A 26,086-nucleotide genomic window follows, 5' to 3' on the forward strand; every position below is an offset into this window, starting at 1 on the left:
ATTATTTTAAAAATTGCGTTAGATCAGATTCTAAGCGCTCTAGATAAGGTAATTTAAAAGTACGTAAGTGTCCACGCAATGTCGAAATGTCATTGATTTTTTTTGCTTTGCTGGATATTTCAAACAGGTTTTGCGGACTGATATAGCACAAAATATTTTTTTCAGGATGAAAAAGCAAATCGCCTTCATGGGAACGGAAAAAATCGGCAGTACGCAGTACAAATGCTGGGGAGAGAAGTTTAGCCATCTTCATTTGGTCAGTTCCAAAAAATTTGAGTTTCTGGTTGATTTGAATATCACTGCTATTCCATGGAAAACTATATGGATAATAAAACTTTTTATTGTAAGTGGTAATTGCGAGTCCTTGCGTGGGTACCTCAAAGACAAAACATCCCCATAAGTTTTTATGCACTTCTTTAACTTTTAACTCATTGCCATCTTTATCACGCACGCGAATTTCATTAGCAAAGTGATATTGGAACAGTAAAACCTGATGCTGTTGTCCGTCCTCGTCTTGCCAAGTCGTACTGGCGTAGTAAGGAATATCGTTGCTGATAGAGCCTTGATTAAAAATTGGAAACAGCTGCTTTAAATGGGCAATAAAAAATGCAGGCTGTACCGTTACGCCAATATGCTGTGGAGGGGTAAACTCATTGAGTTGGTATTTTTTATGAATAATTTGCTTTTCTAGATAGTCAGTGACTTCTACAAGCGGATCATCCTGCTCATAACTTAAATAGGCCCAAAGCAGACAACCTAAGCCGAATAAAAAGCTGAATAAGGTCCAAATATGCTCTCCGGCAAAGAACACTGGCACAATAAAAAAAATGCCAACTATTCCAAGTAGAATAGGCAGCACATTTTCAAATTTCAGTGTAATCGGGGCATTCCAAGGGTGCAGTCGGTCAAGAATATCTTGTGCAGAATCTGCCCCTCGGGCGATGTCCCAAAGCCTATCGATATTATCAAACACAACTTTATTCTTTTTACGTCGAATATGAATAGAATGTTTGATCGTATCGATAGGCATAAGAGCTTCTTATTTGGGTTGAAGTTGGTCGACTAACATCGCATCGCCATAACTAAAGAAGCGATATTGGTTGGCCACCGCATGTCGATAAGCCGTCAAAATGTTATCACGATTTGACAGTGCTGAAACCAACATCAGAAGGGTTGATTCAGGCAAGTGGAAGTTGGTGATAAGGCGATCTACCACTTTGAACTCATAACCTGGATAGATAAAAATTTGAGTATCTCCAGTCCACGCTGTCAGTTCACCCTGATGCGCTTGAGCCGCACTTTCTACGGCACGGGTGGCGGTTGTCCCAACAGAGATGACTTTGTTGCCGCGAGCTTTGGTTTGGCGAATCAGCTCGACGGAGTGCTCTGGAACATCACACCACTCACTGTGCATAATGTGATTGGCAATGTCATTGGTACGTACAGGCAGAAAGGTACCAGCACCCACGTGTAAAGTGACAAAAGTTTTCTGAATACCTTTGGCTTCAAGTTGATCCAACAGCTTCTGGTCGAAGTGTAGGCTTGCGGTAGGTGCTGCGACACTGGCTAACTTGGTTGGATCATTAAATACTGTTTGATAACGTTCGGTATCAATGGCTTCAGCTTCACGGTTGAAGTACGGAGGAATGGGTAGTTGTCCGTATAAATCTAACACCGTTAAAATTGGCTGGGAAAACTCCACAATAAATAAATTTTCATGACGTCCAAGCACCGTGACTTTAACGGCATCTGGGCCAATAAAGAGCTCTGCGCCCGCTTTGGGTGTATTGCTGGCTTTGATGTGGCAGTGTGCAATAAATGCATCTTGCATGCGTTCAACCAGTACTTCGACAGCTCCGCCGCTGGCACGTTTGCCTTTGAGACGTGCTTTCATCACTTTAGTGTCATTTAAGACCAGTAAATCACCTGCATCGAGCAAATCTAAAATGTCGGTGAATTGAAAGTCATGATGCTGACCTTGAGCATCAAGGTGTAACAATCGAGAAGCACTGCGCGTGTCTAAAGGATAACGGGCAATGAGTTCATCAGGGAGGTCGAAATTAAAATCAGAAAGTTGCATGATGGGAAAGCAGCGTCAAAATAAGGGAGGTCAAAATTGCGCTTAGTATATGCGTTTTTGTAGAAAAACGCTGAAATTGCATAAATATAAAGCTAAAAAATCAAATATGATTTAAAAATAGCCAATCATCACTAACTTACGTTGACAAGTTTTTCAAAAAGTTTAATATACGCATCAACACCTTCCCGAGGTGGTGAAATTGGTAGACGCGGCGGACTCAAAATCCGCTGTCAGAGATGACGTGTCGGTTCGAGTCCGACCCTCGGGACCAAGATACTAAAAAACCCAAGCATATTAAGTCTTGGGTTTTTTATTGCCTGAAATTTAACATTTGAATTAAATCGCAGTAAAACGTTACAGATGGCTTAAAGTAATTGAATGTTCAGTGTGGGTTTACTTGATTATTTACTCATGATGGCATCAAAATTTTGTATTAATTATTCTGATAAATAACGAATTTTCAAAAAGCAAAAGCAGTCGCAAGATAAAATTTTGACATAATTGATTTTTTTGTTAAATGCCACGCTTGTATTGTTGTATTTTTATATTGTTTTAATGCTGAAAATTTGCTAATAAATAGAAGTAAATAATAGGTTTGTGCCGAAAAAATCACAAAGATGAGGCAGAAATGGGTATTCAATTGCTAGATGTCGGGTCTGACACAGAACAGTTAAGTGCTTGTCACTTATCTTTATTGTTGGGCGTGAACAGTAATGACAATAAAATTAAGAGCTTTCTCAAATTTGCGCGAAAAATTTTAGGTGCACATGCCGCAATTTTAACGTTTAGCAATGAACCTTATAGTTGGTATGCGGGTAAGCATGCATTCAATGCTTTTCAGTTACCCGTCGAAGTCAATTTTTCTACCCATTTTGAAGGTGATATCACGATTGATGCCCTGCATCGCCATTATCATCATGTTTCTGAGCAGGTCAGTTCTTTAGGGTTTAAACATCAGCGGATTATCGCATTGGATTTAAAGGCATCGGATAAATCTGTAGGGCAAGTGATTTTCTTTGATGAGCAGTTGGATTTGTTTACGCAAGATGCTGTAGAAAACGTGCATGAATTGGCCTCTGGTTTTCTTAATCTGCTACATTTGCGCATGGAAAACGCAGAGCTCAAAGAGTTGTATGAACAACAAGTGGCCATGAATGTTAGTAAAACCAAGTTTTTCCAAATTATTGCACATGATTTAAGGGCTCCCTTTCATGGATTAATTGGTTTCTCAGAAGTATTGGCGGAAGAGCGCAAAAGTTTGGATGAGTCTGGTGTGCAAAGCATTGCAGATTATCTGCATGATACCGCACAATCGACCTATAGCTTGTTAGAGAGTTTATTGAATTGGGCTATGGCGGAAGGCGGGCGCTTTGTTTATCACCCTATTCATTACAAGCTTAAGCAGTCCTCTCAAATCGTTTTTGATGTGTTGCATGCGTTGGCTATCAATAAAAATATTCAACTGATTGATCGTGTCCCCGATGATTTAAAAATTTTTGCAGATATCAATATGGTGACTTCGGTAATCCAAAACTTGGTATCAAATGCACTGAAATTTACTCATATGCATGGCGAAGGTGTTGTGACGATTGATGCCAAACAACGTGATGACTTTATCGATATCTATATTCAAGATACGGGTCTAGGCATGACATTGGGGCAAATCGAATCTTTATTTGAACCTAAGCTGACCATTAGTTTTAAGGGCACAGCCGGGGAGAAGGGTACGGGGTTAGGTCTAGTACTGTGTAAGCGGTTTGTTGATTTGAATAAAGGCGAAATTTCAGTCACATCGAAAGAAGGCATCGGTTCAACTTTTATCGTCAGCCTGCCACGTTCGAACAGTACACATCAAGCGCTGTCACTCGCGACATCTCAGCAAGAATTTAGTGACTAATCATACTTTTCTTATAAAATAATTCGCCTAATCTCATGATCTGCTGTTATAAATAACCAAAACAATGCGAAAGGGTCGATCATGAATGCTGAGCAATTGCAAAAGACATTGCGCGCAAGTCAATATGCGGAACAAGTCCTATCTATACATCAAGTTTATCTTGAACAAGATTATGCAATTGATCAATTTTCTCAGCCATTGACCACCGAACAAATTTTCGATGTCGTTCAAAACACTTTAAAAGAAATCAGTGATGAAACCACATGGATGCGCACCATCCGAATTTTACGTGCGCGTTTAATGTTTCGCTGGATTTGGCAGGATGCCAATCAACTGATCGATGTGATGACGCTAACGCGGGAATTATCTGATTTTGCCGATGCAGCCATTTGTGTGGCAAAAGAGTTTGCTTTAACGCCATTCGTGGCTAAACATGGTCAGCCTGTGGGCTATAACCATAAAATTCAAGATTTAATTGTGGTCGCGATGGGGAAACTCGGTGCACAAGAATTGAACTTGTCTAGTGATATTGACTTGATCTTTGCTTTTGATGAGCAAGGTGAAACCAATGGTCGTAAATGCATTGATGTACAACAATTTTGCATTTTATGGGGGCAGAAGCTCATTTACTTGTTGGACCATATCACCGCTGATGGTTTTGTCTTCCGTGTGGATATGCGATTGCGTCCTTGGGGCGATGGTTCTGCACTGGCCATTAGTCATGCGGCGCTGGAGAAGTATTTAAGCCAACATGGGCGCGAGTGGGAGCGCTATGCGTGGATTAAGGCGCGGATTGTAACAGGGGGCAAAGAGGGAGATGAGTTGTTGGACATGACTCGTCCTTTCGTGTTCCGTAAGTATGTCGATTACACCGCATTTGAAGCTATGCGCGAAATGAAAGCCATGATTGAGCGTGAGGTGTTACGCCGTAATATCGAAGATGATATTAAGCTGGGTGCGGGTGGTATTCGTGAAGTCGAATTTATTGTGCAGGTTTTTCAGCTGATTTATGGTGGGGCAAAATTAGAATTACAAGACCGTCAATGTTTAGTCAGCTTACATCATTTGGGGGAAGTGGGTTTGCTGGATGGTCAAGCGGTCAGTGAGCTGGAAGATGCTTATTTATTTCTGCGCCGTGTAGAGCATGCAATTCAAGCCTTAAATGATCAACAGACCCAGTCTTTGCCAACAGAACCAGAACTCAGACAAAGAATAATTGATACCCTGGGTTTTGCGAATTGGGATGCGTTTATTGAACATTTAAACCAAAAACGCGCCAAAGTTATTTATCAGTTTGAGCACTTAATTAAAGAAAAAGAGCATGACCCTTTCGTAGAAAGTTTCAGTCAATTAGAAGTGCGTTTAAATGAGGTCTTAGATGCGAATGCAAAAAATCTCATACACGAGTTTTGGAATGGCCATGCGCTGAAAAAACTGCCTTCAAAAGCGGTGCAACGTTTAAAAATGTTTTGGCCACATTTGATTGAGGCGATTTTACAGTCGGATAAGCCGCAAGCCGCGTTGTTACGCCTCATGCCCTTGGTCGAGTCGGTGATGCGACGCACCGTATATTTGGTTATGTTGATTGAGAGTAAAGGGGCGTTACAGCGTTTAGTGAAAATGGCAACCGTAAGTCCATGGATTTGTGAAGAATTGACCCATTATCCAGTACTATTGGATGAATTTTTGTCCATGGACTTTGAGCTGCCACGCCGTCAAGATTTGGAAGATTCGTTGCGTCAACAGTTGCTTCGCATTGAGCTTGATGATGTTGAAGACTTGATGCGTGTACTGCGCCTATTCAAAAAATCCAATGTGTTGGCAGTCGCGGCTAGCGATGTCTTGGCAGAAAGCCCATTGATGAAAGTATCCGATGCTTTGACGGATATTGCAGAGGTTTCGGTCAGTACGACATTAAATTTAGCCTACCAAATGACAGCAAAGAAACATGGTTATCCGCTCGATGTCGAAGGACAGCGTTGTTCGATCGATCATTTGGCATTTGCTGTGGTAGGTTATGGCAAAGTTGGTGGGATTGAGCTGGGTTATGGCTCGGACTTAGATTTGGTCTTTATTCATTATATGGATGAGCAAGCCGATACTGATGGGTTGAAGTCGATCAGTGGGTTTGAGTTTGCGATGCGTGTAGCGCAGAAATTTATGTCGCTGATGACCACGCAGACCCTCGATGGTCGGGTCTATGAAATCGATACGCGCTTACGCCCATCGGGTGAAGCGGGAGTATTGGTCACCAGTTTAAAGGCTTTTGAGCAATATCAGTTGAAAAATGCATGGGTTTGGGAGCATCAAGCATTGGTACGTGCTCGTTCGATTGCGGGTGAGCCAAGTTTGCGTGATAAGTTTGAAGCATTGCGCTGTCGGATTTTGACGCAGCCACGAGATGAGGAAAATGTACGCGCAGAGGTGCTGAAGATGCGTCAAAAAATGAAAGACCATTTGGGTTCTTCTAAAGAACAACAAAAAGATGGAATTTTTCATTTAAAACAAGATGCAGGTGGTATCGTCGATATCGAATTTATGGCACAGTATGCTGTGTTGGCGTGGAGCGGATCTCATCCAGATCTTGCTCATTATTCCGACAATGTACGAATCCTTGAAGACGCCGCAAAAGCCAGTTGCTTATCCAGTGACGATGCGACCGCATTGATTCAAGCTTATCTCAGTGAACGAGCCGAGAGCCACCGTTTAGCCCTTGCGAATCAATCCATGCAAGTAAATGCTACGGACTGGCGCGATACCCGAGTGATCGTTTGCAAATTATGGCAAAGATTAATTGATCCAAGCTCAATCGTGAGCATTGGGTAACATGACTGTGTATATAAATTTGGAGTGTGTGTCATGAATTTGGCTGATCGTGATGGTTTTATTTGGCAAGATGGACAATTGGTTGACTGGCGTGAGGCAAAAACTCACGTATTAACACATACCTTGCACTATAGCATGGGTGTGTTTGAAGGTGTCCGTGCCTATGAAACACCGAATGGCACGGCTATTTTCCGTCTAAAAGAACACACTAAGCGTTTATTGAACTCTGCAAAAATTTATCAAATGAAAGTCCCATTTGATCAAGCAACACTAGAGCAAGCTCAAATTGATGTGGTTCGTGAAAATAAATTAGCATCTTGCTACTTGCGTCCAATTATTTTTATTGGTTCGGAAAAGTTAGGTATTGCTGCAACAGACAATACTATTCATGCGGTGGTTGCTGCGTGGAGCTGGGGTGCGTACCTCGGTGACGAAGCAATGGCGAAAGGTATTCGTGTGAAGACCTCATCGTTTACCCATCACCATCCAAACGTGACAATGTGTAAAGCGAAAGCGTCGGGTAACTACACCTTGTCGATTTTAGCTCATCAAGAAGTAGCGCATTCAGGGTATGATGAAGCAATGCTGCTCGACCCTCAAGGTTATGTATGTCAAGGTTCTGGCGAAAACGTCTTCTTAGTGAAAGATGGTGTTTTACATACGCCAGATATCGCAGGTGGTGCGCTTGATGGTATTACTCGTCAAACCATTATTACGATTGCAAAAGACCTAGGATATGACGTGGTTGAGCGTCGTATTACGCGTGATGAATTCTACATTGCGGATGAAGCATTCTTTACAGGTACTGCTGCTGAAGTGACACCTATTCGTGAATATGATGACCGTGAAATTGGTTCGGGTACGCGTGGTCCAATCACTGAGCAAATTCAAACCACATTCTTTAATGCAGTGCAGGGTAAAGACCCGAAATACGCGCACTGGTTGACTTATGTAAAATAAATGGTTCGATGAAAAAAGGCTCTTCGGAGCCTTTTTTTATTTTTATTATTTAAAAAGATATATGGATTATATTTTATAGCATTTAGTGGCTTTGTTGCATAAAGCCCTTAAAGATAGAGCTTTCCTAAGTTGCTCAAATTTAAGTGACAACTTGGGTATGAGGTCGGCCTAATTCTGTAAATCTATTTAAAATGGCTATACGAGCATGTACCTCGTTGACTTGGCTTTGAAAGTTCCTAGCACTGAGTTTATCGCCTAATAATTTGATGCAGTGCATCTTGGTTTCAACCAGACTTCGCTGATGGTAGCCCGACCATTTTTTCCATAGTGTCCTGCCTAAACGTTTAACAGTGCGAAGTAATTCATTTCGCTCTAGCGAATGAACTTTTTTATCTTTCCAAGGCTTGGCATTTTTTCTAGGTGGAATCACTGCATGTGCTTGCCGATCTGCAATGACCTGTCGGCATTGCTTGGTGTCATAAGCGCCATCGGTATATACGGAGTCAATCTGCTCATCCAATGGAATCTGATTGAGTAAATCCCCAAGCACCTGTGAATCACTTACATTGTTGGTCGTGAGCTGAACGGCTCGTATTTGCAGGGTTCTAGCATCTATACCAATATGAAGTTTACACCATTGGCGACGATATTCAGACTGATGCTTTTTACGTTTCCATTCACCTTCGCCCAAAAACTTTAAGCCAGTAGAGTCTACGAGTAGATGAAGCCCATCACTGTTTTTCTGATAACTAATTGCAATATCAATATGCTTTTGTCTTCTACAAAGCGTACTGTAATCTGGTGCTGTCCAATCTAATCCACAAAGTTTAATTAAGCTTTGAACAAAGCCAGTGACCATGCGTAAAGTAAGTCTAAATAGAGATTTGATCATCAAACAGCATTGAATCGCTATGTCGGAGTAGGTTTGACTTCGACCTTGTTTGCCTTGAGGTTCTGCATACCATTGTGTTTTTGGATCGAACCAAATGGCAATATTCCCACGATTAATGAGAGCTCGGTTATATGCGGGCCAATTGGTTGTGCGGTAGATTTTGTGTGTAGGCTTCTTCATTTGGAAATTATATTGCTGAAGAAGCCCTTAAGAACAGCTTTGTGCAACAAAGCCGCATTTAGTTGGTTATAAGGGATCAGAGTTTTTTGAACTTTTAGTAAAAAATAATATTCTTAAAGCATACATAGTATAATTAATTTGTTATTATTTATTAAAAACGAGATGTATTTAAAATTTTCACCCATGATTAACAGTCTTATATATAAAGCAAAAGTATTTAGAACATTTTTTATTTCTGATGAGAGATATTTAAAGAAGAGGTTTATTAATAAATTAGGGTATATGCCAAATTTTAATCAACCTGAAAGTTTTAATGAGAAAGTTACTGCACGAATGATTTTTGAAAGAAGTGCATTGCATACCAAATTAGCCGATAAATTAGCAGTAAGAGAGTTAGTTGTAGATCGGATTGGAGAAAAACATTTGGTTCCACTTGTAGGAACATATTGTGATTTTAAGTATATTGATTTTGATCAACTTCCGAACCAATTCGTTTTAAAGTGTACTCATGACAGTGGAAGTGCAATTGTTTGCCGTGATAAAAGTAGATTTGATATTAATCGTGCAGAAAGCAAACTAAATAATAGTTTAAAAATGAATATGTACTACCGCAAGCGAGAGTGGCACTATAAAAATATTTCGCCGCTCATTTTGGCAGAACATTATGTTGACTTATATCGTGATGCTAACACGCATGCCACCATTACAACATGTCGTGTCCATTGTTTTGAGGGGCAGCCTAAGTATATTGAAGTCGATGTACAGGGGCGTGATGGTACAGAGTATTCAAATATTTATGATACCTCTTGGGTGCTACAGCCTTTTACGGTGGATTATAAAGAGAATACGCCAGAATCGGTGATAGAACCGTGCAAGATGCATAAAATGGTTGAGCTGTCTGAGCAGTTATGTTTGGAATATGGTTATAGTCGAATTGATTTCCTATTGTCACAAGATGAAGTTTTGTTTAGTGAAATCACGTTGACTCCAAATGCTGGGCGTATGGTTATTTCTCCTGTTGAGTGGGATGTAAAACTTGGAAAATTATGGCGCTCTTAATCACATATTGATAAATATGTAAAAAAAACTAAATGAATAAATTGTTTTTATAAAGATAGAGTCATCATGGAATTATCTATGATGGCTCGGTTGGTTTTTAATTTTGGTATTTTTCCTGATTAATTTAAGCCAATGTTTTGTATGAGTTTAATATTTTTTTGATAGTGTGATTTTTAATAAAAGGTACTTCATAAACTTCTCCGTGCATAGATAAAAGTTATCCTATTACAAAGGTGTTGCTATTTAAAAATAAGCTTCTTTTATTTAGTTGACAGTCTTCAACCGAAGGGTAGGTTTTCATATCTCAAAGAGTTTGTATAGTTATAGGAGATAGTTTTGTGTTGGATAGTAATTTAGTAAGAAAAATTATATGGTGTAACGATCTATAATTTAAATACAGATGTATTTAAAAACCCTAATTACACAGTAATTAGGGTTTTATTTTAGATTGGTTTAATTAATTAGCTAGTGGCTTTCATTCAAATCTGGTAAAAGTCACGATACCAATCTACAAATTGTTTCACACCATCTTCAACTGAAACAGAGGGTTTATATCCCACACTTTTTTCTAAAGCACTGCTATCTGCGAGGGTGTCGGGCACATCGCCTGCTTGGAGAGGGAGTAATTCAGTGATGGCCTTTTTACCAGTAGAATTTTCAATAGCTTTTATAAAGTCTATTAGCTTAACTGGATTATTATTACCAATATTAAAAATGCGGAAAGGCGCATTGCTGCTTGATGGGTCCGGGTAATTACTGTCCCAATTTGGATTGACTTCAGCAATTTGATCACTTGAGCGAATCACACCCTCAACAATATCTGAAATAAAAGTAAAGTCTCGGCTATGATTGCCATGATTGAAGACTTGGATTGTTTTACCCTCAATAATATTTTTGGTGAATTTGAAGGGTGCCATATCAGGGCGACCCCAAGGCCCATAAACGGTAAAAAAGCGTAAGCCTGTGGTCGGCAGTTGAAATAGGTGGCTATAGCTATGAGCCATTAGCTCATTCGCACGTTTGGTTGCCGCGTAAAATTGGACAGGATGATCTACACCATGTTGCTCACTAAAAGGCATGGTGGTATTTGCACCATATACACTGCTGGTGCTGGCATAGGTTAGATGCGGTGTTTTCGCGTAGCGGCATGCTTCAATAATGTTAGTAAAGCCAATAATATTGCTTTCTACATAACTCATTGGGTTTTCAAGTGAGTAGCGCACACCTGCTTGAGCAGCCAAGTGAATCACACGGTCAAACTGGTGTTGCAAAAAGCATTGATCAACTGCTGTTTTATCGGCAAGATTGGCTTGAATGAAGTCAAATTGGCCAGTGCTTTGTTGAGCGGTTTGATGTAGTAAGTCGATACGTGCTTGTTTTAAAGCCGGATCATAATAATCATTCATATTGTCAAAACCGACAACACTATCACCACGTTCAAGTAGTTTTTTAGAGACATGAAAGCCGATAAAGCCTGCTGCGCCTGTTACTAAAACCTTCATTCATCGCCTCCAAAAATATCCCGGGTATAGATTTTATCCTCAACATCACTTAAATCTTGTGACTTACGATTGGCGATGATGACATCACTTTGTTGTTTAAATTGGTCTAAATCATTAATGACTTTGGATTTGAAAAACTCATCTTCATTTAAAGTTGGTTCATAAACAATTACATCAATACCTTTGGCTTTGATGCGTTTCATTACACCTTGAATTGCGGAGGCGCGGAAGTTATCGGAGCCACTTTTCATCACTAAACGATAAATGCCGACGGTATTAGGATTTTTTGCAATAATAGAGTCTGCAATAAAGTCCTTACGGGTACTGTTAGAATCTACAATAGCCTGAATCAGGTTACTCGGCACTTGATTGTAGTTAGCAAGAAGTTGCTTGGTGTCCTTAGGTAGGCAATAGCCACCATAGCCAAAAGATGGGTTGTTATAATGATTGCCAATGCGTTGATCTAAACATACGCCTTCAATAATTTGACGAGTGTCTAGACCGAAAGACTGGGCATAAGTATCGAGTTCATTAAAGTAAGCGACACGCATCGCGAGATAGGTGTTGGCAAATAACTTGATCGCTTCGGCTTCAGTTGAGTCAGTAAACAATACAGGACTGTCTTTTTTGATTGCACCTTCGATCAGCATATCTGCAAACAATTGAGCACGTTCTGACTTTTCACCAACAATAATTCGAGAGGGATAAAGGTTGTCATGTAGCGCCTTACCTTCACGTAAAAATTCTGGGGAGAAGATCACATTGTCAGTGTTGTACTGGCTTTTGACTTTTTGCGTAAAGCCCACTGGCACGGTTGATTTGATAATCATGGTTGCCTGAGGATTAATCTCTACCACATCTCGAATAACACTTTCCACACTCTGCGTGTTGAAATAATTAGTTTGCACATCATAGTCGGTAGGTGTTGCAATGATGACAAAATCAGCGCCTCGATAGGCTTCATATTTGTCAGTTGTGGCACGAAAATTGAGCGGTTTCTCGCTTAAAAATGTTGATATATCTGTGTCTTGAATCGGGGAGATTTTTTGATTCAACATGTCAACTTTCGTGTCGATGATATCTAGTGCAATCACTTCATGGTGTTGTGAGAAGATCATGGCATTAGAAAGGCCGACGTAACCTGTGCCTGCAACTGCTATTTTCATATCAACCTGATTATATATTCTTCATATGAGAGCTAAGTGAACCCTGTAAAGGATTTATCTAAGCGATTTCGTATCATAGCACAAACTATTTTTGAGTATTATGAGGGCTTTGAAAAAGCCATACACTAACTTATTGCAAGAAATGTTATGATACAACACAGAATGCTGGTGGATGATAGAACATGCTAGAAAACGTAAACGACTCGTTGTCAAAACAGGCTGAAACACAAACAGAACAAAACATTGTGTTATGCATGAAATGGGGCACCAAATATGGAGCCGAGTACGTCAATCGTTTATATAACATGGTGAAGCGTCACACCACGGTTGATTTTAAAATGGTTTGTCTAACAGATCGTACGGAAAGAATTGACCCTGCAATCGAATGTTTCCCCATTCCACCTTTAGCTCTTCCAGAGGGAAGTCCGGAACGCGGTTGGAATAAATTATCTACATTCGAGCCAGACTTGTACGGTTTACAGGGTAATGCGCTCTTTTTAGATTTGGATGTGGTGATTGTTGATAATATTGACAGTTTTTTTACCCATCCTGGAGACTTCCTGATTATCCATGACTGGAAACGCCCTTGGCGGATTACAGGCAACAGCTCGGTTTACCGTTTTAAACTGGGTGCTTTCCCTGGACTGATGCCTTATTTTCGGGAGCATTTTGATGAAATTCGTCAAAAATTCCGCAATGAGCAAGCTTATTTGTCTTGGTATGTCGATCAAGAGAAAAAACTTTCTTACTGGCCTGACAGTTGGTGCAAGAGTTACAAATATCACTGTTTGCAAAAAATTCCGTTGGCATACTTTAAACCCCCTGTAAAACCTGAAGGGGTGAAGGTCATTATTTTCCATGGTGAAATCAATCCACCTGATGCGATTAATGGTGGTGGTGGAAAATGGTATCGTTATGTATTGCCTTCACAGTGGATTAAGGATGCGTGGCAATAAGTGCCTATTAGACTCAGATTTTGAAGTGATCAAGTGAATGCAAAATATTGATATCGTGATTGCCTGGGTAGATGGCAATGATGTTGAACTCAAAAAGAAACGCCATAAATATCTGACTGGTGACGATGCATCTGATGCAGTCAGCGCGACGCGCTTTGCTAGTAATAACGAAATTTATTATAACATCGCTTCAATTTTGAAATATGTACCGTTCTGTCGACATATCTATGTGGTGGCAGATAATCAGCGTCCTGAGTTTATCGATGAATTTGCAGCGCAAGGCCTGTGTGCTACAGATAAAATTCGTGTGGTTGATCACCGAGAAATTTTCAGAGGTTTTGAAGAGCATTTACCGACCTTCAATACCCGTTCTATTGAAAGCATGCTTTGGAATATTGAAGGGTTGTCAGATTATTTTATCTATCTGAATGATGATTTCTTTTTTAATGCATCTGCGCAAGTTGAAGACTTTTTAAAGGCGGATAGCTTGGTGATCTATGGTCATTGGCAGAGTAGCTTTGCACTCAAAGCAAAGCTCAAATATCGTCAGTTGATGAGTCGCCAATTTGGAAAACCAATTCAGCCGAAACATATGATTGCGCAGATGCTTGGTGCGGATGTTTTGGGCTTTAAGAAATTCTTTGAAATCCATCATTATCCGCATATTGTAGATCGTCATGCATTAAAAGATTATTTGCTGGAGCATCCACAGCTTTTAGAAACGCAGATTAAGTTTAAGTTTCGTAGTGTAGAACAGTTGAATCCCATTTCATTAATGAACCACATTAAGATTCAAAAGCAGCAGGCGGAATTGAAGCCAGATCTTGAGTTGGCCTATCTTAAAAATCAGGAAAGTTTGAACAGTTTTATACAAGCGCTGCATAATCCTGAAATTAAGTACGGTTGTATACAGAGTTTGGATCAGTTGGATAGTGATGCTGCGAAGAAAATCAGTACGGCTATGCAGGAAAAATTAGCAGGCTATTTGCCCCATTCGGTTCTAGTTTAAAGGTTCATAATGAAAGTTGTTACGTATTTGATTAATTTGGACGGCAGTCAGGAACGACTTGAAAGAGCAACCCAGCAGCTGAATCAAGTCAACTGGCCTTTTGAACGCTTTTCTGCAGTCGATGGTCGTGGTAAAGAGTTAACTGACTTTGTAAACTACGATGACCAAGGGGCGAACGACGTACTTGGCCGTAAACTGATGAATTCAGAATTGGGCTGCTATTTAAGTCATTATGGTTGCGCGGAAAAATTTTTAAGTACAGATGCTGATTATTTGGTGGTGCTTGAAGACGATATGAAAATCAACCAAGATTTTAAAAATAAGCTTGATGGTATGATTGAGTATCTCGACCAGCATAAAGAGCTGGATTGGTATTTGATTAACATTGCAAGCAAAAAGAAAAAGCTAGCCAAGGATATTACGGACATTGAGGACATGAGTTTATGGCACGCTTTTTATTTCCCTATTCGTGGTCTCGGTTTAGTTTGGTCGCGTCAAGGTGCAGAAGCATTTATGCAGGCTGGAAGAAAAATGACCATGCCTGTCGATATTTTCTTTCAAACATGGCTGAGTAAAAATGGGAAGGGTTTAGGTGTGTGGCCTGCTTTAGTGAAACCTGCTGGCTTGGATAGTGATATCTTGGGCACCGTGGCAGCACAAGGTATTTCCCGCAAAGAAAAAGAAGGGCGTAGTCTTTCTCACGGTCTTAAAAAACAAAAGCGGATGTGGCGTGATAAGTTTTATGCTGTAAAGCATTTGGTTGCATCGAAATAAGTAGTATCGATATGAAAAATATAGTCATTAGCTTAAAAACAGCGGCTGCGCGTCGTGAGCATATCGTGCGAGAATTCGGCAAACAGAATGTTGGGTTTGAGTTTTTCGATGCGCTGACGCCTGATCTAGCACGTCCTTTAGCAGAAAAAATGCAGCTCAATATTCAGGATGAATTTTTAAGTCCAGGGGAGTTGGCTTGCTTTATGAGCCATGTCTCGATTTGGCAAAAAATGGTGGATGAACACACTCCTTATTTGGCTGTTTTTGAAGATGATGTTTATTTAGGTGAGGCAGCAGCTGAACTATTAAATAACTCAGATTGGATTAATCCTCAATGGGACATTATTAAGACAGAAGCTTTTGCAGATCAGGTTTTTCTCGGTAATGCTCAGTCGGAAATAGCAAATGGCATGCGTCATATTGTTCAGCTCACGGGAAAAAACTTAGGTACTGCTGGTTATATCCTAAGTCTTGAGGGTGCTCAAAAATATTTGGATTATGTTAAAAAAATTCAATTGATTCCATTAGACCAGGTGATGTTTGATGAATTTATACGTCATACATTTCATCCTGTGTATCAGATGACGCCCGCTTTATGTATACAGGAAATGATGTTATTTCCTGAAAAGAAAACGATACTTTCCAGTGACTTGCTTGCAGAGCGTAAAGCTCGGATGAAAAAGCAAAAGAAGAAGGGCTGGGCTAAAGTTCGACTGGAGATTTTACGTATATTGAAACAAATAAAATATGCGTTGGTGGCTAAGCGGGTTGAGTTTAAATAAAAGTTGATTTGATACTTAAACTGAATACGTTGATACCTTATTTAAAAAAATCAAAATACAAATGTGATGAAATGATAGGAACAGCTTGAGATGCGCATTCTAGTAACTGGCGGCGCTGGATTTATTGGTTCAGCAGTAATACGTTATATTATTGAAAACACCCATCATCATGTTTTAAATGTAGATAAGTTGACTTATGCAGGTAATCTGGAGTCACTTCAATCCATTGAAAAAAGTGAACGCTATCAATTTTCCCAAACCGATATTTGTGATCAGGTTGAATTAGAAAAAATCTTTGAGAACTTTCAACCGAATGTAGTGATGCACTTGGCTGCTGAATCACATGTCGACCGTTCAATTGATGGTCCTGCTACATTTATCCAAACCAATATTGTGGGAACTTATAGTTTATTAGAAGCTGCACGAAAATATTGGCTAACTCTAACCGCAGAAGTAAAAGAATCTTTTCGCTTTCATCATGTTTCAACCGATGAAGTGTATGGTGATTTAGAGGGAACGACGGACCTTTTTAAAGAAACAACACCATATGCACCGAGTTCACCATATTCGGCAAGTAAGGCAAGTTCAGATCATTTGGTTCGCGCATGGCACAGAACCTATGGTTTGCCAACAATTGTGACCAATTGTTCAAATAATTATGGGCCATATCATTTTCCAGAGAAACTAATCCCTTTAGTTATTCTCAATGCTCTAGATATGAAACCTTTACCTATTTATGGTAAGGGTGATCAGATTAGGGATTGGCTTTTTGTAGAGGATCATGCACGTGCGCTGTATCAAGTTATTACTACAGGCGCTGTAGGGCAAACTTATAATATTGGTGGACATAACGAAAAACAAAATATTGAAGTCGTAAAAACGATTTGTAATATATTGGATGAATTAAAGCCTCAAGCCAATGGTCAAAAGTATGAGTCTCTCATTAAATTTGTCGAAGATCGTCCAGGGCATGATTTGCGTTATGCCATAGATGCGGGAAAAATTGAAAAAGATTTATGCTGGAAACCCCTAGAAACCTTTGAAACTGGAATTCGAAAGACGGTTGAATGGTATCTGAGTAATTTAGATTGGTCCCGTCGAGTTCAAGATGGTAGTTACCAACGAGAAAGATTAGGTGTAAATGCTCAATGAACACAAAAGGCATTATTTTAGCAGGTGGCTCTGGCACACGACTGTATCCGATTACCCAAGGTGTATCAAAACAGCTACTGCCTATTTACGATAAACCAATGATTTATTATCCATTGTCAGTACTGATGTTGGCAGGAATTCAGGATGTTCTGATCATTACAACTCCTGAAGACTTAGATAGCTTTAAACGTTTATTAGGCAATGGGTCTCAGTTCGGTATTCAATTAGAGTACGCTATTCAACCAAGTCCAGATGGTTTAGCACAAGCATTTATTATTGGTGAAGAGTTTATTGGTGATAGTAATGTGTGTTTAGTGCTAGGTGATAATATTTTCTATGGTCAAGGTTTTACACCAATGCTAAAACAGGCTGTTGCGCGTGAAAAAGGTGCAACAGTTTTTGGCTATCAAGTAAAAGACCCAGAACGCTTTGGTGTCGTTGAGTTTGATGAGCAGAAACGCGCAATTTCACTAGAAGAAAAGCCTCAACATCCAAAGTCTCATTTTGCAGTAACTGGGCTGTATTTCTATGACAATGATGTGATTCAAATTGCCAAACAAGTTAAACCATCAGAGCGTGGCGAATTAGAAATTACCACCGTGAACCAAATGTATTTGGAACGTGGGGATTTAAATGTGGAACTACTTGGACGAGGTTTTGCATGGCTTGATACGGGTACACATAGTAGTTTACTTGAAGCTGCACAATTTGTAGAAACTTTAGAAAAGCGTCAAGGCTATAAAGTGGCATGTTTGGAAGAAATTGCATTTAATCAAGGTTGGTTAAGTAAAGAGCAGATTTTAAAAATCGGTCATACTATGAGTAAAAATAGTTATGGTCAGTATTTGATCTCATTGGTTGATTAGGTAAAACGGTGCAAAAAAAAATAATTCACGTCGGTATGGCTGATAAGTTTTTACCTCCTTTGATTGACTTTATACAGGAAAAATTTTCACATGAAGGTAATGTTTTTTATCTTTATGGAGATGAGAGTGTTTATGGTTTTTTAAAAGATAGAGGGGTGTTTTTTTTAGGAAAAAAAGCTAATAACATCAGCTATTTTCAGCTCTTATTAGAAATGTATAGCGCTGATAAAGTGATACTACATGGATTATTTAGTTCAAAAGTTATAAAACTTCTTTTTTATAATCCTTGGCTATTAAAGAAATGTTATTGGCTCATGTGGGGAGGGGATTTATATGAGACTCATATAAATTCTGGCCTATCTGCTTATTATAAAAAATATGTCATAAAGAATATGGGGTATTTGCTCACATATCTACCAGGCGATGTTGAATATGCGAGAAAAAGATTTGAAGCCAAAGGAAAGTATGTTGAAAACCTTGGCTATTTAAGCAATATTTTTAGTTTAAATCACGATTCTGATCAAAAGCATAACGGGGTTTTCAATATTCTATTGGGTAATTCTGCTGACCCTGCAAATGAGCACATTGAAGCTTTAGTTAAACTTGAAAAATTTAAAGAGTCTAATATTAAGATTTATGTACCTTTATCTTATGGAAATCAAGCTTATGCTAATCAGGTGATTGAATATGGTAAGAGTATATTTGAGCATAAGTTTGTCCCCTTGACTGAGTTCATGACCTATGAAAAATATCAGTGTTTTCTTAAAAATATAGATATTGCTATTTTTAATCACAAACGACAGCAGGCTATGGGTAATACTATTAGTCTCTTGGGGATGGGGAAAGTAGTGTACTTGAGGTCTGGAACGTCTCAGTGGAAACTATTGAAAGAAATGGGTGTTGATATTTTTGATATTGAAGAATTTAATTTAACTAATAATGAGAAATTAGTTAAAAATGAAATCAATATAAAGAATTACTTTTCAAAAGAAAACTTTGAAGATAAATGGAAAAGTTTGTTGGAGTCATAAAAAATGGCATATTTATCTGAAGAACAACTCAATGCAATGGGTTTTAAGAGTTTAGGCATCAACGTAAAAATTAGTGATAAAGCTTCAATTTATAATTGTGAACAAATAACGATTGGTGATCATTCACGGATTGATGATTTTTGTGTGATTTCTGGAAATGTAATCATAGGTCAATATTGTCATATAACACCGATGTGTTTATTAGCTGGTGGTATACCAGGTATTATTTTACATGATTTCGTGACAGTGGCTTATGGTGTAAAAATATTTAGCCAAAGTGATGATTATTCTGGGAATACTATGACGAACTCTCTTATTCCCACCAAATATAAAAATGAATATAAAGCCGAAGTAATCGTTGAGAAATATTCTATAATTGGGGCAAATTCAACAATCTTACCTGGTGTAAATGTTGCAGAGGGTTCTTCTATTGGTGCAATGACTTTAATATTAAAAAGTACCACACCATGGGGGATTTATGTTGGAATACCTGGGAAAAGAGTAAAAGATAGAAGTCGTGAAATGTTAAAATTAGTGGATGAATTTCATTCGGAGTCAAATAAGTGATTCCTTTTAATAATGCACCAGTATTAGGTTCTGAAACTAAATTGATTGTAGATGCCATCGAGTCTAAAAAGCTCTCAGGTGATGGTAAGTATTCGAAGTTATGTCAAAAATGGTTTGAAGATTCGTTTGCTTGTAAAAAAACTTTATTAACCCCTTCTTGTACACATGCACTTGAGCTCGCAGCATTATTGCTAGATATTTGCGAGGGGGATGAAGTCATTATGCCAAGCTATACTTTTGTAAGTACGGCAAATGCATTTGTTTTACGAGGTGCAAAAATTGTTTTTGTAGATATTCGTCCGGATACAATGAATATCGATGAAACAAAAATAGAAGCAGCAATTACATCAAAAACAAAAGTGATTGTTCCAGTGCATTATGCAGGTATTGCGTGTGAAATGGATGTAATTATGGATCTGGCCCATAAATATCATTTGTATGTCGTTGAAGATGCTGCGCAAGGTGTCATGTCTAGCTACAAAGGAAAGGCATTGGGCACAATTGGACATTTAGCTGCTTTTAGTTTTCATGAAACAAAAAATTATACGAGTGGCGGTGAGGGCGGATTATTACTCATAAATGATCAGCAGTTTATAGAAAGAGCAGAAGTTATAAGAGAAAAAGGCACTAATCGTAGCCAGTTTTTTAGAGGTATGGTGGATAAATATACTTGGAGTGATATTGGTAGTAGTTTATTGCCAAGTGAACTTCAGGCTGCTTATTTATTTGCTCAGTTGGATAGTGCTGAACATATTAATCAAGAGCGCTTAAAGGCATGGAACTATTATTATGAAAAATTGGTTTCCTTAACATATAGCTCAAAAATAGAATTATCACAAATTCCTGAAAACTGTAAGCATAATGCTCATATGTTTTATGTAAAAGTTAAAGATATAAAACAAAGAAGTAGTTTACTCCAATATTTGAAAGACAATGGTGTTCAGGCTACATTTCATTATGTTCCCTTGCATAGCTCTCCCGCAGGTGAAAAATACTCTGAGTTTTGTGGTCTTGATGAATTCACGACTAAAGAGAGCGAGAGATTGCTAAGGTTGCCTTTATGGTATGGTATTTCTACTCAACAACAGGAAACTGTAGTGAAAATGATCTATACATTTTTTGAAACTATGATTAGTGCAGATGAATGATGGAACCGCTAATTTCTGTATATATACCAACTTATAATAGGTTAGAGCTTTTAAAAAGAGCTGTTCAGTCTGTACAGGATCAAACATATAAAAATTTTGAAATCATTATTGTCGATGATAATTCATCAGATGGTACACAAGATTTTTTAGTTGGATTGGCCAAAGTAGATTCACGCATTCGCTATTTTTTTAAGGATAAAAATAGTGGTGCATGTGTAAGCCGAAACATTGCAATTAATTTAGCACAAGGTGAGTTAATTACAGGCTTAGATGATGATGATTATTTTTTACCACATCGCCTTGAGTTCTTTCTAGATTATTGGGTAAATAGAAAGAGAGAAGACTCAATCGCTTTATTTACCTCAAATATAAAAAGTGAAAAAAGCAATCATGTAAGAAAGGATGGTTTATTTTCTAAAAAATACTTTAAGAAAGATGATCTCCTTTTTGCAAACTATGTTGGTAATCAAATTTTTACAGAAACAAAAATGTTACGACAAGTTTCTGGTTTTGATGAGAGCTTCTGTATGTGGCAAGACCTAGAGCTTTGGTATCGAATGGGGGACTTAGGTAATTTTGAGCACGTTGATAAGCCTACATATTTTTGATACAAGTCATTTGTATGGGAGAATTAGCGAAGCTAAATCAGAAAAAATATTTAAAACAGTTGAGCAGTTTTCCGAAAAAAATCAGTTAAATAATTTTAAAAAAAGAATGTTAAATAATCACTTATATAACTATAAAGTGATACACAAAGATCGTTTCGCAAATTTTATTAAAGAAATTTTGAAGCTAAGTATTGTTATGAGAAACTTTTTTAAATAAATGGGCTTATTTCAGGGAGTATTTAGAAATACTCTCTGAAATAAGTTTTTTGCTTATTTGCTTTTTCGGCCTTAAATTTATAGGTTAATTTATATATTTTATATATATCCTGTTTTAACTTAGAGCTATCAATTTGATTAATCTCTTTAAATAAAATGCTATTTAAAAGGTGGCGATTATCACCATATTGAGGTAGTTTTTTAAGGTTCTCTTGGAAAGATTGTATATCTCGATATAAAAGTTCGAAATAATAGTCGATTAAAAAGTAATCTATAAGTTGATTGTTATTTTTCCAATATTCGAAAAATAAGTCTTTAAATAGTAAAGCAATTAAATCATTTTTACCAAATTTTATAAAATTACCAGCCCAACGACCTTTTGATATTGAGTACGTAGGAAAAACAGAGCTGGTTAAGCTAAAAAAAGAATGATTTGTTACGTATTTAGGAAGTGGTGACAGGGTTAAATATGTTGAATCAATCCATATACCCCCATGCGTTGCTAATAAGGTAAATCTTAATATATCCGAGAGTTGTGTATAAGAGATGATGCCTTTTTTAAATTTTTCTTCAATGTAAGAAGGTAAGTCAATAAAATCTTTATAATTATCTAATGTTACTATTTTAATTATGTATTCATCTTGATTAAATTGCTTTAGATTCCAGATGCACTTTTGTACCAGAGCAGGAGCTTGATCTTCTCCCTGAAACCAACATACCCAAATAATGTTAGTGATGCTTGGGTTATTATTTATTAATAGTTTCTCTTTGTACATTTCTAATGTATCGAGATGTAATTTTTTTAATTCCTGAACAATTAAATCTGTTTTTTTCTGGAATAAAAAGTTTGAAAATCTTCTCAAAAAAGAATGTTTTTTTGAAATTTTAAACAACTTATTGATCAGTTGAACTTGTCTAAATATTTTTGGCGAAATTGTTTGCATATATTTAGAACCTATTCCTTATCCGCATTTCCCTTCAAGACCATATAAATTAAACCGACAAAAATGACAAAAGCACCCGCAAGGCTACTTACACAGAAAAAGACAATACGATCATAGGTGGTTAAATTAAATAATTGATTGTCTAGAATATAGCGCATGAAAAACCATTGCACGATTGCAAAAACAATTAGCACAATACCGCGACGACGGACTTCAGGACGCATAGCCATTTGGTTGCCCACAACTTATCTAAAACAGTGAGCTATTATGCCACTGCTTAGAATTGATCTCAAATAAATAAAAGTATGCTAATCAAGCTCAAAATAATAATTTTGATTTTATTTCCTTGCTCTATTTGAATCATGTCGTGATCAATTTAGTTATACATGTAGTTGTTTCTTATATGGATTGATATTGCCACAACAATTTCTAAAACGTCTATAGGACCAAATGTATTGTTCAGGTGCTTGGTTAATCATGTCTTGCATGGCAAGGTTTAAACAGTCCACAGACTGCTGTAGGTCTTTCGATAAAATCTCCTGAGATAACTTAGTACAGTACACATTAAAACCCGTTGCATCCGTATTACGAATACAACTTAATCCAATCACATTACATTGCGTTTTGGCGGCCATTTTTGAGATAAGAGTTGCGGATAATGTATGTTGTTGGAAAAAATATGAATAAATACCGCCACTCGGTTTTGGCAGATGATCAGGTGGGATTACGGTGAGGCCACCTTGTTTTAAGTATTTGAAGATACTGCGGATCCCTGTTTCATCAGTAGGCACAAGAGTCGCATTAAACTTCTGGCGTGCTTCTAAAATATAGCGGTTCACTCCCTTCGTTTTATAGGGTTTATACATGATCATGGGTTGTGTATAGACGTTTAACTATGCATTTAACAGTTCCCAACAGGCGAAATGCGGAACAACCACAATCACGCCTTTTTTATTGGCTAAAGCCTCTGTGAGGACAGATTCTCCGTGAATATTTTTGAGTAAATCTAGGCTGTATTGGGGTGACATGCCCCAGCATTTTAAGAATTCAATATAGGTCTGACATTGACTTTGAATGCTAAGGTGAACACGTTTCTTTAGTACGATTATATCGAGTTCAGGGTAGGCCAACTGCAGGTTAATGGTAGTGATACGTTTAATTGAAGAGTCACTATAGTAAAGCAGGTATGCAATTCCGCGTGCGATGTATTGTAGAAAGGGTAATGGCAAAATTGAAATGGTTTTAAGTAGATAATACATAGCCATATTTAAACTCAGTGATCTTTTGAAAAGATGAGATGAGAGAAGTTTTGTAAAGAGACTTAAAAATCTAAGATAGGTAAAATCAAAAAAAGATGAGCATCTTAAGAACAAAATAAATGAATAAATCAACAGAATGCTTTAGTGCAAGAACGACTGCAATAAACTATAGACTATCGTGACTCACTGTAAGTGTGATAGATCAAAAGTTCAAAGGAAATTTTGGAGTAAAAATAATGCCTATGCTTTACACAGTATGTCTTAAAGAAAGAAACCCTGCACATGGCAGGGTTTCTTTAATCAAAATCTAAAGATTATTTAGTTTCTTCAGCTTTTGGTTTTTCACGTAAACGAATACCTAAATCACGTAGTTGATTTGATTCAACTGGTGCAGGCGCTTGTGTTAATGGACATTCAGCAGTTTTTGTTTTCGGGAATGCAATCACATCGCGAATAGAAGCACCACCTGTCATGAGCATGACTAAACGGTCTAGACCGAATGCCAAACCACCATGCGGAGGAGCACCGTAACGTAATGCGTTGAGTAAGAAACTGAATTTCTCTTCGGCTTCTTCTTCACCAATGCCCAAAGCTTCAAAGATTGCTTTTTGCATTTCTAGGTTATGAATACGTAGCGAACCGCCACCAATTTCAGTACCGTTTAATACCATGTCATAAGCCACAGAAAGTGCAGCACCAGGGTTATTCTTCACCTCTTCAACGCTTGATTTAGGCAGTGTGAATGGGTGGTGAACAGAGGTCCATTTGCCATCATCGGTTTCTTCAAACATTGGGAAGTCAACCACCCAAAGCGGCGCCCACTCGCAAGTTGACATCTTCAAGTCATGGCCGACTTTAATACGTAAAGCACCCATGGCATCGTTCACAACTTTCGCTTTGTCTGCACCAAAGAACACGATGTCGCCATTTTCTGCGCCTACACGTTTCAATAGATCAAGCACGATTGGCTCGATGAATTTCACGATTGGAGATTGTAAACCTTCGATGCCTTTTTCAAGCTCGTTTACTTTAATGTAGGCTAAACCTTTCGCACCGTAGATGCCGACAAATTTCGTGTATTCATCAATTTGGCTACGTGGTAAAGAAGCTGCACCCGGAACACGTAATGCAACGATACGGCCTTTAGGATCTTTAGCAGGACCTGCGAATACTTTGAATTCAACTTCTTGCATCAGGTCTGCAACGTCAACCAATTTTAACGGAATACGTAAGTCTGGTTTGTCCGATGCATAGTCACGCATAGCATCTGTATAGGTCATGCGTGGGAATTTATCGAATTGAACATCAAGAAGTTCTTTGAACATCTTAACCGTCAATGTTTCCATTAAATCCATGATGTCATCGTCGCTCATGAACGATGTTTCAACGTCGATTTGGGTGAATTCAGGCTGACGGTCTGCACGTAAGTCTTCATCACGGAAACATTTTGCGATCTGGTAGTAACGGTCAATACCACCCACCATCAACAATTGTTTGAATAATTGTGGTGACTGTGGAAGTGCATAGAAGCTACCGTTAGATACACGGCTTGGTACTAAGTAGTCACGTGCACCTTCAGGTGTTGCACGGGTTAAAATCGGGGTTTCAACGTCTAAGAAACCATTGTCTTCGAAATAGTTACGAATGAGGTTGGTTAGCTTAGAACGGAAACGTAAACGATCTAACATTTCAGGACGACGGATGTCCAAGAAACGGTATTTCAAACGAATTTCTTCAGAAATATTGGTGTTGTCATCATTCAATGGGAATGGCGGTGTTTCTGATGCCGCAAGAACTTCGATTTCTTTGCCCAAAACTTCGATTTGACCGCTCACCATATTGGCATTTTCTGTGCCTGCATAACGGCGACGCACACGGCCTGTAATTTTTAATACGAATTCTGAACGTACTTTGTCCGCAGTTGCGAATGCATCAGGAGTGTCTGGGTCAATAACCACTTGCACAAGACCGTCACGGTCACGCATATCAAGGAAGATGACACCACCGTGGTCACGGCGACGGTGTACCCAACCGCAGAGGGTTACTGTTTCATCAATTTGAGCTTCGGTTAAAGAACCGCAGTAATGAGTTCGCATCATGGCGTTAAAAATCCAACTATATGGCTAAAGGTAGCGAATACGTAAACAGCGTACCGCCAGAAATAAAGGTAGGATTATGCCTCTTTGGACACCTAGTCTCAAGGTATAGCTTA

22 protein-coding genes, 1 tRNA gene and 1 pseudogene are annotated in these 26,086 nt (G+C 38.4%); 15 read left to right on the forward strand and 9 right to left on the reverse strand.

What is annotated here, in order from left to right:
* Position 1: 1 nt before the first annotated feature.
* Together CDG62_RS05375 and queA are read right to left on the reverse strand one after the other, a co-directional pair.
* Positions 2-1,030 (reverse strand): hypothetical protein, encoded by a 1,029-nt coding sequence (locus CDG62_RS05375; RefSeq protein WP_087528046.1) that lies wholly within the window; start codon positions 1,028-1,030, stop codon positions 2-4.
* A 9-nt stretch (positions 1,031-1,039) separates the two neighbouring features.
* On the reverse strand, positions 1,040-2,080 hold the full coding sequence (gene queA, locus CDG62_RS05380) for a tRNA preQ1(34) S-adenosylmethionine ribosyltransferase-isomerase QueA (protein ID WP_087528047.1): 1,041 nt from the start codon (positions 2,078-2,080) through the stop codon (positions 1,040-1,042).
* Positions 2,081-2,264: 184 nt separating this feature from the next.
* Here queA and CDG62_RS05385 point away from each other — a divergent pair.
* From CDG62_RS05385 to CDG62_RS05400, 4 genes are all read left to right on the forward strand, one after another.
* Positions 2,265-2,351: transfer RNA gene (locus tag CDG62_RS05385), tRNA-Leu, on the forward strand.
* Positions 2,352-2,708: 357 nt separating this feature from the next.
* A complete protein-coding gene (locus tag CDG62_RS05390; protein ID WP_087528048.1) occupies positions 2,709-3,977 on the forward strand; it encodes a sensor histidine kinase in 1,269 nt (422 codons plus the stop codon).
* 81 nt (positions 3,978-4,058) lie between these two features.
* On the forward strand, positions 4,059-6,803 hold the full coding sequence (gene glnE / locus CDG62_RS05395) for a bifunctional [glutamate--ammonia ligase]-adenylyl-L-tyrosine phosphorylase/[glutamate--ammonia-ligase] adenylyltransferase (protein ID WP_087528049.1): 2,745 nt from the start codon (positions 4,059-4,061) through the stop codon (positions 6,801-6,803).
* Between the two features lie 33 nt (positions 6,804-6,836).
* Complete coding sequence (locus CDG62_RS05400) at positions 6,837-7,763, forward strand: branched-chain amino acid transaminase (RefSeq protein ID WP_087528050.1); 927 nt, start codon at positions 6,837-6,839, stop codon at positions 7,761-7,763.
* Between the two features lie 139 nt (positions 7,764-7,902).
* Here CDG62_RS05400 and CDG62_RS05405 read toward each other — a convergent pair whose 3' ends face one another.
* The gene (locus CDG62_RS05405) at positions 7,903-8,835 is read right to left on the reverse strand and encodes an IS5 family transposase (protein WP_087528927.1); all 933 of its coding nucleotides are present in this window, start codon (positions 8,833-8,835) and stop codon (positions 7,903-7,905) included.
* Between the two features lie 183 nt (positions 8,836-9,018).
* Between CDG62_RS05405 and CDG62_RS05410 the strand changes: the two genes are divergently transcribed.
* A complete protein-coding gene (locus tag CDG62_RS05410; RefSeq protein ID WP_087528006.1) occupies positions 9,019-9,894 on the forward strand; it encodes an ATP-grasp fold amidoligase family protein in 876 nt (291 codons plus the stop codon).
* Positions 9,895-10,373: 479 nt separating this feature from the next.
* Here the strand turns inward: CDG62_RS05410 and CDG62_RS05415 are convergent, their stop codons facing one another.
* A complete protein-coding gene (locus CDG62_RS05415; RefSeq protein ID WP_087528003.1) occupies positions 10,374-11,396 on the reverse strand; it encodes an NAD-dependent epimerase in 1,023 nt (340 codons plus the stop codon).
* Positions 11,393-12,562 (reverse strand): nucleotide sugar dehydrogenase, encoded by a 1,170-nt coding sequence (locus CDG62_RS05420; RefSeq protein ID WP_087528002.1) that lies wholly within the window; start codon positions 12,560-12,562, stop codon positions 11,393-11,395. Before CDG62_RS05420 ends, CDG62_RS05415 begins: the two co-directional genes overlap by 4 nt.
* A 182-nt stretch (positions 12,563-12,744) precedes the next feature.
* Here CDG62_RS05420 and CDG62_RS05425 point away from each other — a divergent pair, with 182 nt between their 5' ends.
* The 10 genes from CDG62_RS05425 to CDG62_RS05470 all read left to right on the forward strand — a co-directional run bounded on the left by CDG62_RS05425 (position 12,745) and on the right by CDG62_RS05470 (position 21,455).
* A complete protein-coding gene (locus CDG62_RS05425; RefSeq protein ID WP_087528001.1) occupies positions 12,745-13,518 on the forward strand; it encodes a glycosyltransferase in 774 nt (257 codons plus the stop codon).
* A 37-nt stretch (positions 13,519-13,555) separates the two neighbouring features.
* Positions 13,556-14,527 carry a stealth family protein gene (locus CDG62_RS05430; RefSeq protein WP_087528000.1) on the forward strand — a complete coding sequence of 324 codons (972 nt, stop codon included), beginning with the start codon at positions 13,556-13,558 and terminating at the stop codon, positions 14,525-14,527.
* Between the two features lie 9 nt (positions 14,528-14,536).
* Positions 14,537-15,301, forward strand: coding sequence for a glycosyltransferase family 25 protein (locus CDG62_RS05435; RefSeq protein ID WP_087527999.1), 765 nt, complete (start codon positions 14,537-14,539; stop codon positions 15,299-15,301).
* A gap of 11 nt (positions 15,302-15,312) precedes the next feature.
* A complete protein-coding gene (locus CDG62_RS05440; protein ID WP_087527998.1) occupies positions 15,313-16,083 on the forward strand; it encodes a glycosyltransferase family 25 protein in 771 nt (256 codons plus the stop codon).
* A 90-nt stretch (positions 16,084-16,173) separates the two neighbouring features.
* Complete coding sequence (rfbB, locus tag CDG62_RS05445) at positions 16,174-17,235, forward strand: dTDP-glucose 4,6-dehydratase (RefSeq protein ID WP_087527997.1); 1,062 nt, start codon at positions 16,174-16,176, stop codon at positions 17,233-17,235.
* Positions 17,232-18,101, forward strand: a complete 870-nt coding sequence (gene rfbA / locus CDG62_RS05450) for a glucose-1-phosphate thymidylyltransferase RfbA (RefSeq protein WP_087527996.1) — start codon at positions 17,232-17,234, stop codon at positions 18,099-18,101. Before rfbB ends, rfbA begins: the two co-directional genes overlap by 4 nt.
* A gap of 8 nt (positions 18,102-18,109) precedes the next feature.
* Entirely contained in the window at positions 18,110-19,132 is a 1,023-nt protein-coding gene (locus tag CDG62_RS05455) for a TDP-N-acetylfucosamine:lipid II N-acetylfucosaminyltransferase (RefSeq protein WP_087527995.1), read from the forward strand.
* 3 nt (positions 19,133-19,135) lie between these two features.
* Positions 19,136-19,699: an acyltransferase gene (locus tag CDG62_RS05460; protein ID WP_087527994.1), complete on the forward strand. Its 564-nt coding sequence runs from the start codon at positions 19,136-19,138 to the stop codon at positions 19,697-19,699.
* On the forward strand, positions 19,696-20,847 hold the full coding sequence (rffA, locus tag CDG62_RS05465; protein WP_087527993.1) for a dTDP-4-amino-4,6-dideoxygalactose transaminase: 1,152 nt from the start codon (positions 19,696-19,698) through the stop codon (positions 20,845-20,847). Before CDG62_RS05460 ends, rffA begins: the two co-directional genes overlap by 4 nt.
* Positions 20,844-21,455, forward strand: coding sequence for a glycosyltransferase (locus tag CDG62_RS05470; RefSeq protein ID WP_087527992.1), 612 nt, complete (start codon positions 20,844-20,846; stop codon positions 21,453-21,455). Before rffA ends, CDG62_RS05470 begins: the two co-directional genes overlap by 4 nt.
* Positions 21,456-21,694: 239 nt before the next feature.
* On the opposite strand, the gene CDG62_RS05480 is transcribed toward CDG62_RS05470, so the two are convergent.
* The 4 genes and pseudogenes from CDG62_RS05480 to aspS all read right to left on the reverse strand — a co-directional run bounded on the left by CDG62_RS05480 (position 21,695) and on the right by aspS (position 25,973).
* A complete protein-coding gene (locus tag CDG62_RS05480) occupies positions 21,695-22,615 on the reverse strand; it encodes a capsular polysaccharide synthesis protein (RefSeq protein WP_087527990.1) in 921 nt (306 codons plus the stop codon).
* Between the two features lie 11 nt (positions 22,616-22,626).
* Entirely contained in the window at positions 22,627-22,845 is a 219-nt protein-coding gene (locus CDG62_RS05485) for a hypothetical protein (RefSeq protein ID WP_004983573.1), read from the reverse strand.
* 150 nt (positions 22,846-22,995) lie between these two features.
* Positions 22,996-23,880: pseudogene (locus CDG62_RS05490) on the reverse strand (lysophospholipid acyltransferase family protein).
* 308 nt (positions 23,881-24,188) lie between these two features.
* Positions 24,189-25,973 carry an aspartate--tRNA ligase gene (gene aspS / locus CDG62_RS05495; RefSeq protein WP_087527989.1) on the reverse strand — a complete coding sequence of 595 codons (1,785 nt, stop codon included), beginning with the start codon at positions 25,971-25,973 and terminating at the stop codon, positions 24,189-24,191.
* Between the last annotated feature and the right edge of the window lie 113 nt (positions 25,974-26,086).

This window comes from Acinetobacter sp. WCHA55 (genome assembly GCF_002165305.2).
In the GTDB taxonomy this organism is placed as follows: Bacteria; Pseudomonadota; Gammaproteobacteria; order Pseudomonadales; family Moraxellaceae; genus Acinetobacter.